This is a genomic window from Leuconostoc sp. DB-1 (assembly GCF_013414845.1).
Lineage (GTDB): Bacteria > Bacillota > Bacilli > Lactobacillales > Lactobacillaceae > Leuconostoc > Leuconostoc mesenteroides.
This window is the reverse complement of sequence record NZ_JABFNJ010000001.1, coordinates 1,353,291-1,369,037: the sequence shown is the minus strand read 5'-3', so window position 1 is coordinate 1,369,037 and position 15,747 is coordinate 1,353,291. Positions and strand designations below refer to the sequence as shown.

Below are 15,747 nucleotides of genomic sequence, written 5' to 3'. Positions count from 1 at the left end.
ATGGCACAGACAATTGACATAGCCAATCCAACGAGAACACAGGCTATTTTAAATGAATATGGCTTACGAGCTAAGAAAAAATTTGGTCAAAACTTTTTGACAGATTTAAATGTACTACATAATATTGTCGAAGCAGCCGAAATTACTGCAGAGGATTATGTTATTGAAATTGGTCCAGGAATTGGTGCTTTAACTGAGCAGTTAGCTCGCTCAGCTAAAAAGGTGTTAGCTTTTGAAATTGATTCGCAAATGGTTGAAGTTTTAGCTGACACTTTAAAGCCTTATGATAATGTTAAGGTAATCGAAAATGATGTGTTAAAGGTTGATTTGGCAAAAGTCATTAGCGAAGAGTTCGGTGACAATGCTCATGTAAAAATTGTCGCCAATTTACCATATTATATTACCACACCTATTCTCATTCAGCTTCTCCGGTCTAATATCAATTGGGATAATATCGTAGTTATGATGCAACGCGAGGTAGCTGACCGATTAAATGCGGCAGTCGGAACGAAAAGTTATGGCGTACTAACGTTAACCATCCAATACTTTGCACAAGCAACATTAGCAATCAAAGTACCAGCGAGTTCCTTTAACCCATCACCTAATGTTGATAGTGCAGTGGTTAAATTAACCCCACTAAAACCAACAACTGTTGTTGAAAATGTTGGTAAACTTTTTGGTGTGATCAAAGGAAGTTTTTCACACCGCCGCAAAAGTTTATGGAATAATATGTTACAAACATATGGTAAAGATGCAGGAACAAAAGAACAATTAACAGTTGCTTTGAAATCAGCACAAATTGATCCAGCAATCCGTGCTGAACGACTGAATTTGGAACAATTTACGCAATTATATTTGGCATTACGTGATCAAAATTTAACACAATAAACGAATAATTATTCGACAATATGTTTTAATATTCGCAGAAAATTGCAAACATTCCTTATTTATGGTATAATTGAACTAGCTTTTACACGAAAGGTGGTATAAAAATGCCAAGTAGTTTGCAAGATATTAAAACAAAGATTGACGCTCATGTGGGTCAAGAAGTGACGATTATTGCCCAAGCTGGACGAAAGAAGATCACGGAGCGCTCAGGAATTCTTCGTTCAACGTTTCCTTCATTGTTCGTTGTCGAATTAGATGAGGATGCTAATTTTGAACATGCTTCATATAGTTATACAGATATTTTAACAAAGAATATTGACATTACATTCGCTGATGAGTTGCCCGCTTAAGGGCTTTTTTTATAGCGATTACAGATACCACTTTAGAAACGAATGACATGAATAAACAATCCGTTTATGCAATTTTAACGATTATGTTAATCCCTATTGGGATTCTTTTAGTGTGTGCTAAAATGGTTGGCGACACAACTGAAGCACAGGATACTGCTGTGAAAATTACGACAGATAATCCAGCCTATCAACAAATTGCAAAAGCTATTGCCGGCAAAAAAGGGCGTGTCAGCCTCATGTCGGGCAATCTCAAAACAGCACAACAGAAAACAAAATTTAAAAAGTCTGAACTACTTTTGACAGATGATCACACGAGTGCGCTGTTAACAGAAGCTCAAAAGTTACATAGTAGCCCTAAGTTAGTAATTGCGAGTGACTATATTCATACAGACTCGTCAACACAGAAGTATTATTTAAGCCCAAATACAACAGTAGTAATGGCACAACAAATCGTGAATTATTTGAGTGACATGGATCCAAGAAATCGTGATACTTATGTCGAAAACAATAAGCAATTTGTGGAAAAAACAAGCGACTTGACGACGCTTTACACAACCCTAAAAAAAATAAAAGATATTCGGTATGTCGCTACGAACAACTCACAGCATTTGCTTATGACACAATTGGGATATGCTGCTGAAACAGATGATGTATCTAAATTAACGGATAAGCAAATGTCAGATCTTGAGAGTAAATTAGCTGATAAAAAAATTCAGTTTATTTTTACAACGTCACAGGACACAACTGAAAATAAACAAAAACTTGTGACTATGGCAAAAAAAGATGACGTCCCTGTCGTCACGTTTAGTCAATTTACGCCTGACAGCACGAAAATTTGGACTTGGCAATTAACGCAACTCAAAAAAATTCAAAAGGCATTAGATAAATGAATACAATCATTAGCACGAAAGATTTCATGGTTCGGTATGGGGAAAAAGTTATTTTATCGCATATCAACATTGAGGTATTAGCTGGACAGTTTCTGGCTGTTTTAGGAGAAAATGGTGCCGGTAAAACAAGTTTCATTAAAGCACTCACTGGACAAAATAAACAAACAGAAGGTACATTAACGGTAGCGACGAATCGTATTGGATATGTCCCACAATTCAGAGATATTTCTCGTGATTATCCTTTAAGTATAGCTGAATTTGTCGGACTGAATTTCAATCATGGTAGCCGCTTATGGTTTACTAAAGAGGAAAAACAGTTAATAACTAAAGCTTTAAAGCGTATGGACTTAAATCAAATGCGTGACCAACGATTGGGACTAGCATCAGGTGGACAAAAACAGCGCGCATTTGTAGCTCAAGCCTTAGTAAAAAATCCAGATTTGTTAATTCTAGATGAGTCCACTGCTAGTTTGGATCATGAACACAAAGTGCAATTATTGGAAAATGTCCGTACCTTACAGCAAACCACAAATATGACAGTGCTATTTATTACACATGAAATCAAGCTGGTCACTGATTTTGCGGATGGCTATCTCTCTTTTGAAAATGGTAAAGTACAACAAGGGGATGCTACCCAGCTGCAAACGCTGACGATGGATATGACGTCTAGGCACAAAGAAGATGAGGTGCGCCATGTTTAGTTATGATTTTATGCAAAATGCTTTCATAGCAGGTACGATTGTCAGCATTGTTGCCGGGGTTATCGGTACATTTGTTGTGGCGCGAAATTATGCGTTTTTAACGCACTCTTTGAGTGAAATAGGTTTTGCCGGTGCAGCTTTTGGTTTGTGGATTGGTTGGCCGGCTTTATTAGGTATGATGATTGCAACTTCTGTTGCTTCAGTAGCTATTGGCGCCTTGGAATCAACGTATACGAAACATGATAATGTCACAAGTGCTGTATCTGCGTTGGCTATTGGTTTGGGAATATTATTTTTAGCACTAGGTCATACATCATCTAATGCTGCTACTGGCATTCTATTTGGTTCAGTTCTTGGAATTAGCCACCGTGACTTATACTTGCTCATAATTTTAGCCTTAATTGTATTAGTTACGCTACTATTCAATTACCGCTCCTTGCGTCAATTAGCATTTGACGAAGCAGGTATTTTTCTTCAAACATGGAAACAAAAATCAGTTCGCTATACCTTTTTAATCATGATTGCATTATCGATTAGTATTTCATCACAATTGGTAGGATCCTTACTTATTTTTGTGTTGGTAACATTACCCGCGGCGAGCGCAAAATATTATGCTAAAACGACGTTGCAGCTTATGGGGATGGCCATTGTCTTCGCTTTGTTCGGTACGTGGATTGGCTTGACAATCGCTTATTTAACAAATTTACCAACAAGTTTTTTTATAGCTATTATAGAAGTAATAATTTATCTTGTTTCAATATGGCAATTCAAACGAAATGCCTAGTTTCCGAACAATTAGAAAATAAAAATGGTATAATTAGTCGTAAATATTAATAAAAGTTTAGGAGGAAACGGACTAAAATAACTTTGTTGGTCCGTCACACATCATGAAAACACGTCGTTCTGACCGGTTAGTCGATATGGCGCGCTATATGCTTGAGCGCCCACGCAAGTTGATATCTTTATCTTATTTTTCCAAAAGGTATGAATCGGCTAAGTCATCAATTTCTGAGGATCTATCAATACTCAAGCGTACATTCCAAGAACGTGGTACAGGTTTATTGGAGACGGTACCTGGTGCTGCTGGTGGGGCACGTTTTATTCCTTATATGACTGAGTCCGAAGCAGCAGAATTTATTGACGATATTTGCCGGTTAGTAAATGATGAGACGCGCGTATTGCCTGGGGTTATGTCTATCTATCTGATTTGTTAGGTCGTCCTGATATTTTACGACAAGCTGGGCGTTTAATTGCAACACAATACATACGTGATGATATTGATGCTGTCATGACTGCAGCGACTAAAGGTGTTCCGTTGGCACAAGCTGTTGCTGATCAGTTAAATGTACCATTTGTAATTGTTCGCGATGATGCGAAAGTTACCGAAGGTCCGACTGTATCTGTTAATTATTTGACTGGATCATCAAAGCGTGTCGAAAAAATGGAATTGTCTCGTCGTTCACTACGCACAGGTTCACGTGTGTTGGTCGTAGATGACTTTATGAAAGCTGGCGGAACAATTCAAGGAATGCAAACCTTGGTTGGTGAATTTGATGGTACGGTGGTTGGTACTGCAGTATTTGCTGAAGGCCGTTCAACAACCAGATTACTTGATCACTTCACATCATTGTTGCATGTCGACACAAACTTGAAAAATGGTGATCCAATTTTGGTTACGCCGGGTAATTACTTGAATGAAATATTTAAACATGAGGCTTAATTAAACATGAGCAATATAAACGTATTAATATTGGCAGCAGGAAATGGCTCAAGAATGAAGTCAACAACTCCAAAAGTATTGCATACTGTGGCTGGGCAAACGATGATTGACTGGGTACTAGATGCTGTCGAACCACTTAAGACGGATAAGTTAATCACTGTTATTGGAGTTGGTGCTGAACGTGTCCAAGAACATGTCGGTAATCGTAGTTCATTTGTACTGCAATCTCAACAACTTGGTACTGGTCATGCTGTGCGTCAAGCTGAGGCAGAACTTAAAGACAGCGATGGTGTCACCCTAATTATGTCTGGTGACACGCCAATGTTTCGTTCAGAAACCTTACAAGGTTTCATTGCAGAGCATGAACGTTCAAATAACGCTGTGACTGTACTAACTGCCATTGCCAATGATCCTACTGGGTACGGCCGCATTGTCCGCGGAGAAGATGAGACAGTTCAGAAAATTATTGAACAAAAAGATGCTAGTATTACAGAACGTCGTATTAAAGAAATTAATACTGGCGTATATGTATTCAATAACCGTTTATTATTTGAATCACTAGCAAAAGTACAAAATAATAATGCGCAAGGCGAATACTATTTACCTGACACGCTTAACATTTTGCGACGCTCAGGAGAACAGATTGGTGCGCACACACTCCAAGACTTTACAGAGTCATTAGGAGTTAATGATCGAGTAGCATTGGCAACAGCTAACCGCGTCATGCACGAAAGAATTAATCATCAACTAATGGTTGATGGCGTTGAACTGTTAGATCCAGCGAATACATATATTGATTCAACGGTTAACATTGGGCCCGATACCTTAATTGAGGGTGGCGTAACTATTTTAGGCAAGACGACCATCGGCGTAAATAATACTATTACACAAGGATCACGAATCGTAAATAGTGTGCTTGGTGACAATAATGTGATTACATCATCGCACATTGAAGATGCTATCCTGCAAAATGGTACCACAGTGGGTCCATATGCACATTTGCGACCGGCTGCTCATTTAGAAGATAATGTTCATGTTGGTAATTTCGTCGAAGTCAAGAATGCTAAATTGGGTAAAGACACCAAATCAGGACATCTCACTTACATAGGTAATGCCACTATTGGTCAAGATGTTAATATTGGAGCAGGTACGATATTTGTTAATTACGATGGGGTGAATAAGTTTAATTCAACTGTCGGAGATCGCGCGTTTATTGGCTCAAATACCAAAATCGTTGCACCGGTTAACATTGCTCAAGAATCAATTACTGCTGCTGGGTCAACAATTACAAATGACATACCAGAACATGCAATGGGGATTGCTCGCACACGTCAGACAAATAAAGAAGATTTCTGGCATCACATGCCACATAAATTTTAAATAAAAAGAGTTCATTTGAGCTCTTTTTATTTTGGTATTTGTTGTTAATTATGTTTATAATAGAAAGAAACTTTGAGAAAAATTATTATTACGAAAATAAAAGGGGATTTTTGATGCAAATTACAGGTGAACGTGCATTAGTCAATATCGAAAATGAAACATTCTATACAAAGAGAATAGACGTAGCTGATGACGAAACAATTCCGCTTGATGCGCTTTTTTCAGAAATTGATTCACATATTGAAAATGAAAACTTTATACATATTGAGTTGCAGATTAATGGCGGAGTAGAGTCCACGGGGACGACATTAAGTGTTGAAACCAATGTCATTAATTTACCCTTGCGCTATCAAAACCAATTACGAAAACTGGTTTGGCAAGAAAAAGACGCATTAGATGTCAATCTGTATATGATTGCTGAAAATGAATTTGAGAGTCAGTCCCATTTGAAAATATCATTAGCAAGCTCTGTTGCCACATACGTAGATGATTCTGAGAGTGTGAAGGCTAAAATTTCCACATGGTTTAATGAACAACTTGAACATATTGTTAATGAACAAAAACAAGCGGAAAAGGAAGATGTGGGTGTCGAAGAATAAGCAACTGCCCTCAGTCTGCCTCAATATAACCAGTTACATGTAAGAGTTTATTATCGTCTAGACAGGTAAAGTCTAATATGTGTTTTGAAACCGTGGTTTTGACATTATTTAGTTCCCCTAAGTTGTAGGTGTCGATAGTATATTGAGCTAGTTTAGCCTTATCATTTAAATCAGACATAGGCACAATTAAATCCTCTAAGGCTGTTTTAGTGGGGTTAGCAATGCGGTCAATGTAGTTTTTTTCAAGCTTTGTTAATTTTATCATGGTTATAATTATAACGATTTTGCTCGTGTGTGTAAACGAAACTACTTGTTTGGTTATACTGAAATAAATAGAATATTTTTTGACTATTTTATAATTTATTGATATAATTGATGTATGCGATGAGTCGAAGCGCTTGAAAAATTAGCGCTGATTGCGGCCTACTGTGTTTAATCACAAGTCTCGTATAGATGTAGGTGATGAGTGTTGTTGTGGAACTCGCTCATCTCACTTGACTAACAGTGCTTGCACTGTAGTGACGCGACTTTGCTATTGATGTGACAATCAATAGCCGCCAGCCAGAGCGAATCTGGCACGCCAAACTAACAACTAACTTAGGTTAGTTGTTTTTTTATGCAGATTTTAATGTATAATTGTAGTAGAATTTACATGTTATTGAATTAAGTAGGCTTAAAGGAAAAATGGAAAAAGAACGAAATCAATACTTAACGGTCAGTGCATTAACTGCTTATTTAAAAAGAAAATTTGATGCTGATCCGTATTTAGCCAAAGTCTATGTTACCGGTGAAATTTCTAATATGGGTCGTCGTCGCGGGCCACATTTATATTTTTCTATTAAGGATAGTGAAAGCAATGCTGTGATTAATGCATCAATGTTTGGCTATGAACGGCGTATTAAATTTCAGCCCGAAGAGGGGATGAAGATTAATGCGATTGGGCGGGTGGAAATATATGAACCACGGGGCTCATATTCCATTATTTTGGAATCAATGACTCCCGACGGCGTTGGTGAACTATTTTTAGCTTATGAACAACTAAAACGTAAATTACAGGCCGAAGGATTGTTTGATTTGCCAAAAAAACAAGTACCACTATTTCCTAAAAAAATAGCGGTAGTTACTTCACCAACTGGGGCAGTTATTGAAGATATTGCTCGTACGGTGCAACGACGTTTTCCAAGTGCTCAGGTTATTTTATTTCCAGCAGTAGTGCAGGGCGAAAAGGCAGCGCCAACAATTATTCGGCAGCTCCAACGTATTGATAATATGGATTTTGACACGTTAATTGTTGGACGTGGCGGTGGTTCCATTGAAGATTTGTGGGCTTTTAATGATGAAAAATTGGCGCGAACTGTTGCTAGTATGAAGACACCGGTGATTAGTTCAGTTGGACATGAGACAGATAATACCTTAGTAGATTTTGTTTCTGATCGACGTGCAGCTACGCCAACGGCCGCAGCTGAACTAGCGACACCGGTAACATTACAACAATTGACCACCCGTTTGCAAGAATTACATTTACGGCAAATATCACGGATTAAACAGATGATTGACATGAGGCAACAACGATTAAATCGAGTTGCAACGTATGTTATTTTTCAGCAACCGGATCGGTTATACACGGGGTATAATCAACGAATAGATCAGTTATCGCATGCATTGCAACAGCTAACAAAACAAAAAGTAATTAATGAAAAACACAAATTAGCGGCAATATTGCAACGACAGCAGCAGTTACAACGTAGTTTATTGCAACCTGTACAAGAAAGATTACAATTATTAAGTACTAAATTAGACTTAGTAAGCCCTTTGAAAATATTATCCAGTGGTTATGCAATTGTTGAGCATGACAATAAAGTAGTTCGTAGCATAACAAATATTACGATTAATGATGAAATTGACATGCGCTTTTCTGATGGGCATGCCACGGCAAAAATAACAGGAGTACAGCATGAGTGAACAACCCACATTTGAAGATAAGTTACAACAATTAGAAAGTATCGTGAGTCAGCTAGAAAAGGGTGATCGTCCCTTGGAAACCGCTTTGGCTGATTTTCAAACCGGTGTTGGTTTGGTCAAAGATTTACAAAAGACATTGAAGGATGCTGAAGATACATTGGCAAAGGTTATAGATAATGATGATGAATTATCAGATTTGGAATTAACTAATGATTGATTTAAAAAGTTTCCAAAAAGAATGGCTTCCAAAAATTAATCAACAATTGGAAAATGATTTATCAATGGCTTCCCCAGATGCTGATTTAGTTGCTATGATGAAGTATGCAGTTTTGAATGGTGGCAAAAGGCTCCGACCATTGCTGACGTTAGCAGTTGTTACAAGTTTTGGAGAATCTATCACACCAAGTATATTGAAAGTAGCAACGGCAATTGAATGGGTTCATTCATATTCCCTTGTTCATGATGATTTGCCGGCAATGGATAATGATATGTTTCGACGTGGCAAACCCAGCGTTCATGCATTATATGGTGAAGCCAATGCTATTTTAGTCGGCGATGCGTTATTAACTGGTGCCTTTGGAGTCATAGCGACTGCCAATAGTTCATGCAGTGTTGAGGATTGTCTTCCAACTGAAGAGCTATTATTAATTACTCAAAAATTAGCTCGCGAAGCAGGTGGATCAGGAATGGTTTTAGGGCAACTCCATGATATGGATAATCACACTGAAGAACAAAATGCTAGTACAAATTGGTTGTTAAATGATGTTTATAGCATGAAGACTGCAGCATTGATAAGATATACAACAACGTTGGGCGCAATATTGACCCATCAAAATGTCAATGTTGAGGATAATCATTTTGATCCGAAGAAGGCAATGTATGATTTTGGTGAAAAATTCGGATTGGCCTTTCAAATTCAAGATGATTTAGATGATTATCAGCAAGATCAATTAGAAGATGTGAACTCATTGCCACATATAGTGGGTGTTAAAGAGGCACAAAGTGTGCTTGACCAATACCTCTTCTCAACACAAGAAATATTAGCTAATACTGTTGAACAAGATCAACAATTTGATCGACGTTTGCTGGATGATTTTGTTAGTTTAATTGGAGATAAAAAATGAGCATTGAAAAAGAACGTGTTGATGTATTGCTGGTCCAACAAGGATTGTTTCAGTCACGTGAGCAAGCAAAACGTGCTGTGATGGCTGGTCAGATTCTTGGCAATAACGAAGAACGTTTAGATAAAGCGGGTGAAAAAATTCCCGTGACAACGGAACTACATTTCAAAGGTGAACAGCTAAAATATGTTTCCCGTGGGGGATTGAAGTTAGAAAAAGCATTGAATGATTTTGATATTACCGTTGAAAATAAAACGGTGTTAGACATTGGTTCTTCCACGGGCGGTTTTACTGATGTTTCACTTCAAAATGGTGCTAAACTTGTTTATGCACTAGATGTGGGTACCAATCAACTAGCTTGGAAGTTACGAAACGATGATCGTGTGAAAGTTATGGAAAATACAAACTTTCGCTATTCAAAATTAGCTGATTTTAAATACGGACAACCAGAATTTGCTACAATTGATGTTTCATTTATTTCTTTGGGACTTATTTTACCAGCACTAGCCAACATTATTACTATGAGTGGTAATGTTGTGGCCTTAATTAAACCACAGTTTGAAGCTGGACGTGAAAATGTTGGTAAGAACGGTATTATCAAAGATACAGCTGTTCATAAACAAGTTTTACAAAAAGTAACACAAATGATGGTTACTGATGGTTTTAGCATTACGGACTTAACCTACTCGCCAATTAAAGGGGGACAAGGTAATATTGAGTTCTTAGCAGTACTGAAACGATCAAATCAAGCCGAAATCAGCGAACATATTAATATTGACAGGTTACTTGAACGCACTTATGAGCAACTCAATCATAAGGAGAATGATCATGAATAAAAAAGATCGCCAAAAAGCCTTGTTGTCGCTCATTAAAGAGCATCCAGTGGGTCGTCAGGAAGATATTGTTGCGTATTTTGAAAAGATTGGCGAAAAGGTTACCCAAGCTACAATATCGCGTGATATTAATGAGTTGGGATTAATTAAAGTTCCAAATTCCCACGATGGCTTTTTGTATCATTTACCAAAATCCGATGACAGGCCATATTTACAGCGATTACGTCGAGCGCTACAGCAATCATTTTTGAGTTTGCGTGCGCAGCGTGGAATGATTATGATCAAAGTTCAACCTGGAAATGGTCAATTGGTATCAAACCTGATTGAGCAAGTGCAGCTACCGGAAATATTTGCGACCATAAGCGATGATGGTTCGGTTCTCGTATTATTAAAAGATGGTATTCCTACGGCAAAAGTGATTAACATTATTCAAAAGTTACTTGAAAAATAACAACGTATAGCATGTACTACGTTGATGGAGTTACTTATGTTAGAAAATCTAATTATAGAAAATTTTGCGATTATTGAAAAAGTGGATCTTCAGTTTGAAGAAGGTATGAGCGTTTTAACCGGTGAAACAGGTGCTGGAAAATCAATTATTATTGATGCACTTTTTATGTTAACTGGTGGTCGTGCGAACTCTGAAATGGTTCGTCATGGCAGTAAAAAAGCTGTTCTACAGGCAGTTTTCAGTGTTCCGGATAATCAAAAGCTAAGAGATCTAATTGCTCGAAGTGGTGTAGCAGGCGATGATAATGAACTTATTATTTATCGTGAATTAAACCAAAATGGGCGGAGTATTATTCGAATCAATGGTGTTCTTGTCAATTTGAAAACTTTAGCGGCTATTGGTCGTTACTTAGTTGATATCCAAGGACAAAATGATGCACAGCAATTACTGAATCCAGAGGAACATTTACCGTTATTGGATGCTTTTGGTGATGAAAAAATTACGCAATTTCGAAATGATTACCAAGAACTTTTTCAAAAATTTCGTTCTATCACCACTCGCATTAGAAATATTCAAACGTCACAACAAGAAATCACACAACGTTTAGATCTTTTAAAATTCCAACAAGAAGAACTGCAGGAAGCCAATTTACAGCCAAATGAAGAAAATGATTTATTAGATGCACGTGACAAGTTACGTAATTTCAAAAAAATTGCTGATCGACTTCAGTTAACGCAGACAACACTAAGCGGCGAGCAAGGCGGAGCCATAGACTCCCTCGCTGAAGCAGTTCATCAACTACAAGATATTGCAGAATATGATGATCAATATGCTGAGCTAGCAAAAACGATTTCCGAAGCTTACTACACGGCCCAAGATGTTGGCCGTGATGTTGACGAACAATTGAGTGAATTAACATACGATGAGGCAGAACTAATTCGTATTGATGACCGGCTTCAGCTAATTCACTCATTAGAACGCAAGTATGGTACATCGGTTGCAGATGTTTTAGATTTTCAAGCCAAAATCGAAAAAGAGCTTTCGCTTATAGATGATGATGAATATGATGTTGAACGACTACAGGTCAAACAAAATGACATGCGCCAGTTATTAAGAAAAAAAGCGATTAAATTACGTGAGGCCCGACAAAAAGTAGCCCGAAATTTGGAAAAGAATGTTAATCAGCAATTGAACGATTTATTAATGAATGGGGCCGAGTTTGCTGTACACTTTGATCCAGTTGAAGGCTATATCTCCTCGGGAATTGATAAAGTTGAATTTCATGTCCAAACTAACGTTGGAGAAGGAATGGCGCCCTTGGTCAAGATCGCATCAGGTGGAGAAGCTGCTCGCCTGATGTTAGCACTGAAAACTACATTTGCTAAGCAGCAGCACATCATTTCAATTGTTTTTGATGAAGCGGATACAGGTGTTTCCGGTCGTGTGGCTCAGGCAATAGCAAAAAAAATGCTCACAATTTCAACCGATTCACAAGTTTTAGCAATTACGCATTTACCACAAGTTGCAGCTGCCGCAACTCATCATTATTTGATCTCAAAGTTAACTGAAAATGATCGTACACTCACTCAAGTAGCACCATTGGATGAAGATGGTCGAGTTCACGCAATTGCTATGATGTTATCTGGTGACAATATTACTGAAACTGCTCTTGCAAATGCTCGTGATTTACGTCAAGAATTTTAAATTAACAAAATAAAAAAGACGCGCAATTTAAGCGACGTCTTTTTTTTGTGTTTCTAATGCGCAATGATCATTAAGAATGCAATGAACATAATCGCTAATACATACATCAGAGGATGTACTTTCTTAATACGACCAGTTGCAATCATTGTGATTGGATATAAGATGAAACCAAGCGCGATACCATCTGATATAGAATAGGTTAGGGGCATACCAATAACAATCAAAAATGCTGGTGCTGCGATAGCCAAATCTTCCCAATCAATTAAGCGTAAGTTTTTGGCCATTAAGACGCCAACTACTACTAACGCTGGTGCTGTCACCTGTGAAGTAACAACAGATAAAAGTGGTGAGAAGAGCAGAGCAAACAAGAAAAATATTCCAGTGAACACGGAAGTTAATCCTGAGCGACCACCAACTGCAATACCAGATGACGATTCAACATAAGCAGAAGTCGGTGAAGTACCAATAACGGCACCTACTGTCATACCAACCGCATCAGCCATTAAGGCACGGCCAGCACGTGGCATTTCATTGTTTTTCATGAAGCCAGCTTGTGTGGCCAAGCCAATCATTGTACCAGCTGTGTCAAAAAAAGTAACAATCAAGAAGGTAATAACAACTGTGACTAGTTGCAGAGAATTAATATCACCAACATGCATAACGCCAGCACCAAATGTAGGTGCAAGTGAGGGAGCAGGTGAAATAATGGCAGATGGTAATTTGATTAGACCGGTTAGAATACCAGCAAGTGATGTTAAAATCATACCAATGAATATGGCAGCCGGTGTTTTACGACTCATCAATATGAAAGTAACAATAATTCCAAAAATTGATAATAGTGATGTAGGTGATGACAGATGTCCCAAAGATACCATGGTGTCTTTGTTAGCTACAATCAGCCCCGCATCATGCAATCCGATAAAAGCAATGAATAGCCCGATTCCCGAAGCAATAGCGAGTTTTAGATTTTGTGGGATAATATTGATGATTTTCTCACGAATTTTGAAAAACGTTAAAACTAAGAAAATCAATGCGGCTACAAACACACCAGCCATAGCAGTTTCCCATTTTACGCCCATGCCAATAACAACAGAATAAGCGAAGAAAGCATTCACACCAAGCCCTGGGGCAATAGCAATAGGGTAGAGTGCAACGACACCCATGAAGATAGTTGCGACAGCTGAAGCAATTGCTGTCGCTGTGAAAACAGCGCCTTTGTCCATACCTGCTGCACCCAAAACAGTAGGGTTAACAAATAAGATGTAAGCCATCGACGCAAAAGTAGTTAAACCAGCAATAAACTCGGTCCGAACACTTGTGTTGAGTTCGTCAAGTTTGAAATAATGTGCAATCGTAGACATGATTGCCTCCCAAATATTTAGTTACGAATAACGTACAATTTAATTTTAGCAGTCATTTACTAATAATTAAATTAAAAATGAGAAAATAAAAGATGTTTTCGCGAATAATAGGGAAAAACAGCAAGTGAAAGCGCTTAATAAACGAACGAAACATTATAAATGTTCGGAATTCAATGAAATATGCTGTTCTTTTAGCATTTTAACGGTTTTGAGATAAGCTGGAATCATGACCAGAACAGAACCTGTCCAAGCTAACATATTGGCAAAGCTGGCACCAAAAAATCCGAAAGGTCCAACTAAAGTAATTGCTGCTACTGTCCGCATAACTAATTCAGCAATACCAGCAAAGGTAGGGGTTCTAGAGTCATTGAGCCCTTGCAAAACATATCGTATGATAAACAAAGCGGATAGTATATAGTAGAAGGCACCGTTAGCCCAGAAGTACTGTTGTGCTAATGATAATACACGATGTTGATCAGCACCGACAAACATAGACACAGCAACATGACCAAACATAATTTCTAAAATACCCATAAACAGGCCAAACCCCATGCTCATAAATAGCGCATGTCTTACCCCGATTAAAATGCGTTGATATTGTTTGGCACCATAGTTTTGCGCAGCGAAGGTTGCCATTGTTATACCAAATGACATCATAGGTAGTGTAGCCACTTGATCAATACGTTGCGCAGCCGTGGTTGCTGCAACTGCGTCTGTTCCTAATGTATTCAATGCACCTTGTAGAACTAATGAGCCAATCGCTATAATTGAACTTTGAAAGCCCATAGGTAGGCCGGCGTGTAAATGAGTGCGAATGTCTTTTGCGTCCCATTTTAAATCGTCACGATCAACACGAAGCTGGGGGACAAATCTATAAATGTGCCAAAAGCTTAGAATAGCAGAGACCAATTGTGCAATAACAGTTGCAATAGCTGCTCCAGCAACACCAAAACCAAGGCCTAAAATCAACCATAATTCGAGGCCAATGTTAACAAACATACCAACAACCAAATAAATTAATGGTGAGCGAGAATCACCCACTGCACGAAGGGCATTAGCGGTGACATTGTACCCCATCGTAGCAAAAATACCACCTAAGATGATACTAATAAATGTGAATGCTTGATTCAAAATGTCTGGTGGGGTTTGCATGATTTTAAGTAGTGGATAGATTAGGATAAAACTCACCACGGTAACGATTACAGTGACTATTGCTGATACGATAATTGTTGATGCCATACTTTTGCGCACACCAGCGATATCACGAGCACCATAACGTTGCGCTGTAATAATTGATAATCCAGAAGTGAATCCTTGTACGAATCCTATAACTAAAAACATGATTGAACCAGTTGCTCCAACAGCAGCAAGAGATTTCACACCAAGTGTTTGCCCAACAATCAGCGTATCGGAAAAATTATATAATTGTTGGAAAAGATTTCCAATTACGAGTGGAATTGTAAAAAATAAAATTTGCTTTGCGGGAGTTCCCTGAGTTAAATCACGCATAATCTCTCCAATATAGATAAAAATGTCTTGAACATATATTCTAAACGAATAGTGGTTATTTGACTAGGGTTTTGTTCTAAAATTTATAAGAAAGACATCTGTTTGTAAAAGGCTGGATACACTAGGTTTTTACTAAGATTTTTTCATGTCTTTTGAATTAAATTCGGAGATAAATTAAAATATCTTCGAGCTGACATCGTCGATAATTGATGTTTCGAATAATGATATAATCATACTAATATTAAAAAATGATCATTTGTGAGCAATCCAATATTTGC

16 protein-coding genes and 1 pseudogene are annotated in these 15,747 nt (G+C 37.9%); 14 read left to right on the top strand and 3 right to left on the bottom strand.

Translation table 11 applies throughout. The features are described from left to right. From rsmA to HFP47_RS06595, 8 genes and pseudogenes are all read left to right on the top strand, one after another. On the top strand, positions 1–888 hold the full coding sequence (gene rsmA / locus HFP47_RS06630) for a 16S rRNA (adenine(1518)-N(6)/adenine(1519)-N(6))-dimethyltransferase RsmA (RefSeq protein ID WP_011680262.1): 888 nt from the start codon (positions 1–3) through the stop codon (positions 886–888). 104 nt (positions 889–992) lie between these two features. Further along, positions 993–1,238 carry a Veg family protein gene (locus HFP47_RS06625; protein ID WP_002815378.1) on the top strand — a complete coding sequence of 82 codons (246 nt, stop codon included), beginning with the start codon at positions 993–995 and terminating at the stop codon, positions 1,236–1,238. 47 nt (positions 1,239–1,285) lie between these two features. After that, positions 1,286–2,128, top strand: a complete 843-nt coding sequence (locus HFP47_RS06620) for a metal ABC transporter solute-binding protein, Zn/Mn family (protein ID WP_179876239.1) — start codon at positions 1,286–1,288, stop codon at positions 2,126–2,128. Beyond that, positions 2,125–2,829: an ABC transporter ATP-binding protein gene (locus tag HFP47_RS06615; RefSeq protein ID WP_179876238.1), complete on the top strand. Its 705-nt coding sequence runs from the start codon at positions 2,125–2,127 to the stop codon at positions 2,827–2,829. The genes HFP47_RS06620 and HFP47_RS06615 overlap by 4 nt, the downstream gene beginning before the upstream one ends. Continuing rightward, positions 2,822–3,613 (top strand): metal ABC transporter permease, encoded by a 792-nt coding sequence (locus tag HFP47_RS06610; protein ID WP_002815374.1) that lies wholly within the window; start codon positions 2,822–2,824, stop codon positions 3,611–3,613. The genes HFP47_RS06615 and HFP47_RS06610 overlap by 8 nt, the downstream gene beginning before the upstream one ends. 103 nt (positions 3,614–3,716) lie before the next feature. Then, positions 3,717–4,549: pseudogene (purR, locus tag HFP47_RS06605) on the top strand (pur operon repressor). A gap of 6 nt (positions 4,550–4,555) precedes the next feature. Next, positions 4,556–5,929, top strand: coding sequence for a bifunctional UDP-N-acetylglucosamine diphosphorylase/glucosamine-1-phosphate N-acetyltransferase GlmU (gene glmU, locus HFP47_RS06600; protein ID WP_084033508.1), 1,374 nt, complete (start codon positions 4,556–4,558; stop codon positions 5,927–5,929). A 113-nt stretch (positions 5,930–6,042) separates the two neighbouring features. Then, entirely contained in the window at positions 6,043–6,528 is a 486-nt protein-coding gene (locus HFP47_RS06595) for a hypothetical protein (RefSeq protein ID WP_011680258.1), read from the top strand. 10 nt (positions 6,529–6,538) lie between these two features. Here the strand turns inward: HFP47_RS06595 and HFP47_RS06590 are convergent, their stop codons facing one another. Beyond that, on the bottom strand, positions 6,539–6,793 hold the full coding sequence (locus tag HFP47_RS06590) for a hypothetical protein (RefSeq protein WP_010288725.1): 255 nt from the start codon (positions 6,791–6,793) through the stop codon (positions 6,539–6,541). A gap of 419 nt (positions 6,794–7,212) precedes the next feature. Here HFP47_RS06590 and xseA point away from each other — a divergent pair, with 419 nt between their 5' ends. Genes xseA through recN form a run of 6 tightly spaced genes read left to right on the top strand, consistent with a single transcriptional unit; the run spans position 7,213 to position 12,599 of the window. After that, entirely contained in the window at positions 7,213–8,490 is a 1,278-nt protein-coding gene (gene xseA / locus HFP47_RS06585) for an exodeoxyribonuclease VII large subunit (RefSeq protein WP_179876237.1), read from the top strand. Beyond that, entirely contained in the window at positions 8,483–8,707 is a 225-nt protein-coding gene (locus HFP47_RS06580) for an exodeoxyribonuclease VII small subunit (protein ID WP_002815368.1), read from the top strand. The genes xseA and HFP47_RS06580 overlap by 8 nt, the downstream gene beginning before the upstream one ends. Beyond that, the gene (locus tag HFP47_RS06575) at positions 8,700–9,614 is read left to right on the top strand and encodes a polyprenyl synthetase family protein (RefSeq protein WP_050895145.1); all 915 of its coding nucleotides are present in this window, start codon (positions 8,700–8,702) and stop codon (positions 9,612–9,614) included. Before HFP47_RS06580 ends, HFP47_RS06575 begins: the two co-directional genes overlap by 8 nt. After that, positions 9,611–10,447, top strand: coding sequence for a TlyA family RNA methyltransferase (locus HFP47_RS06570; protein WP_011680255.1), 837 nt, complete (start codon positions 9,611–9,613; stop codon positions 10,445–10,447). The genes HFP47_RS06575 and HFP47_RS06570 overlap by 4 nt, the downstream gene beginning before the upstream one ends. Beyond that, complete coding sequence (locus HFP47_RS06565; RefSeq protein WP_010282264.1) at positions 10,440–10,895, top strand: arginine repressor; 456 nt, start codon at positions 10,440–10,442, stop codon at positions 10,893–10,895. Before HFP47_RS06570 ends, HFP47_RS06565 begins: the two co-directional genes overlap by 8 nt. A 36-nt stretch (positions 10,896–10,931) precedes the next feature. Beyond that, the gene (gene recN / locus HFP47_RS06560; RefSeq protein ID WP_050895144.1) at positions 10,932–12,599 is read left to right on the top strand and encodes a DNA repair protein RecN; all 1,668 of its coding nucleotides are present in this window, start codon (positions 10,932–10,934) and stop codon (positions 12,597–12,599) included. Between the two features lie 53 nt (positions 12,600–12,652). Here the strand turns inward: recN and HFP47_RS06555 are convergent, their stop codons facing one another. Together HFP47_RS06555 and HFP47_RS06550 are read right to left on the bottom strand one after the other, a co-directional pair. After that, a complete protein-coding gene (locus tag HFP47_RS06555) occupies positions 12,653–13,960 on the bottom strand; it encodes an NCS2 family permease (protein WP_011680253.1) in 1,308 nt (435 codons plus the stop codon). 153 nt (positions 13,961–14,113) lie between these two features. Continuing rightward, the gene (locus tag HFP47_RS06550) at positions 14,114–15,469 is read right to left on the bottom strand and encodes an MATE family efflux transporter (protein WP_179876236.1); all 1,356 of its coding nucleotides are present in this window, start codon (positions 15,467–15,469) and stop codon (positions 14,114–14,116) included. Positions 15,470–15,747 lie beyond the last annotated feature (278 nt).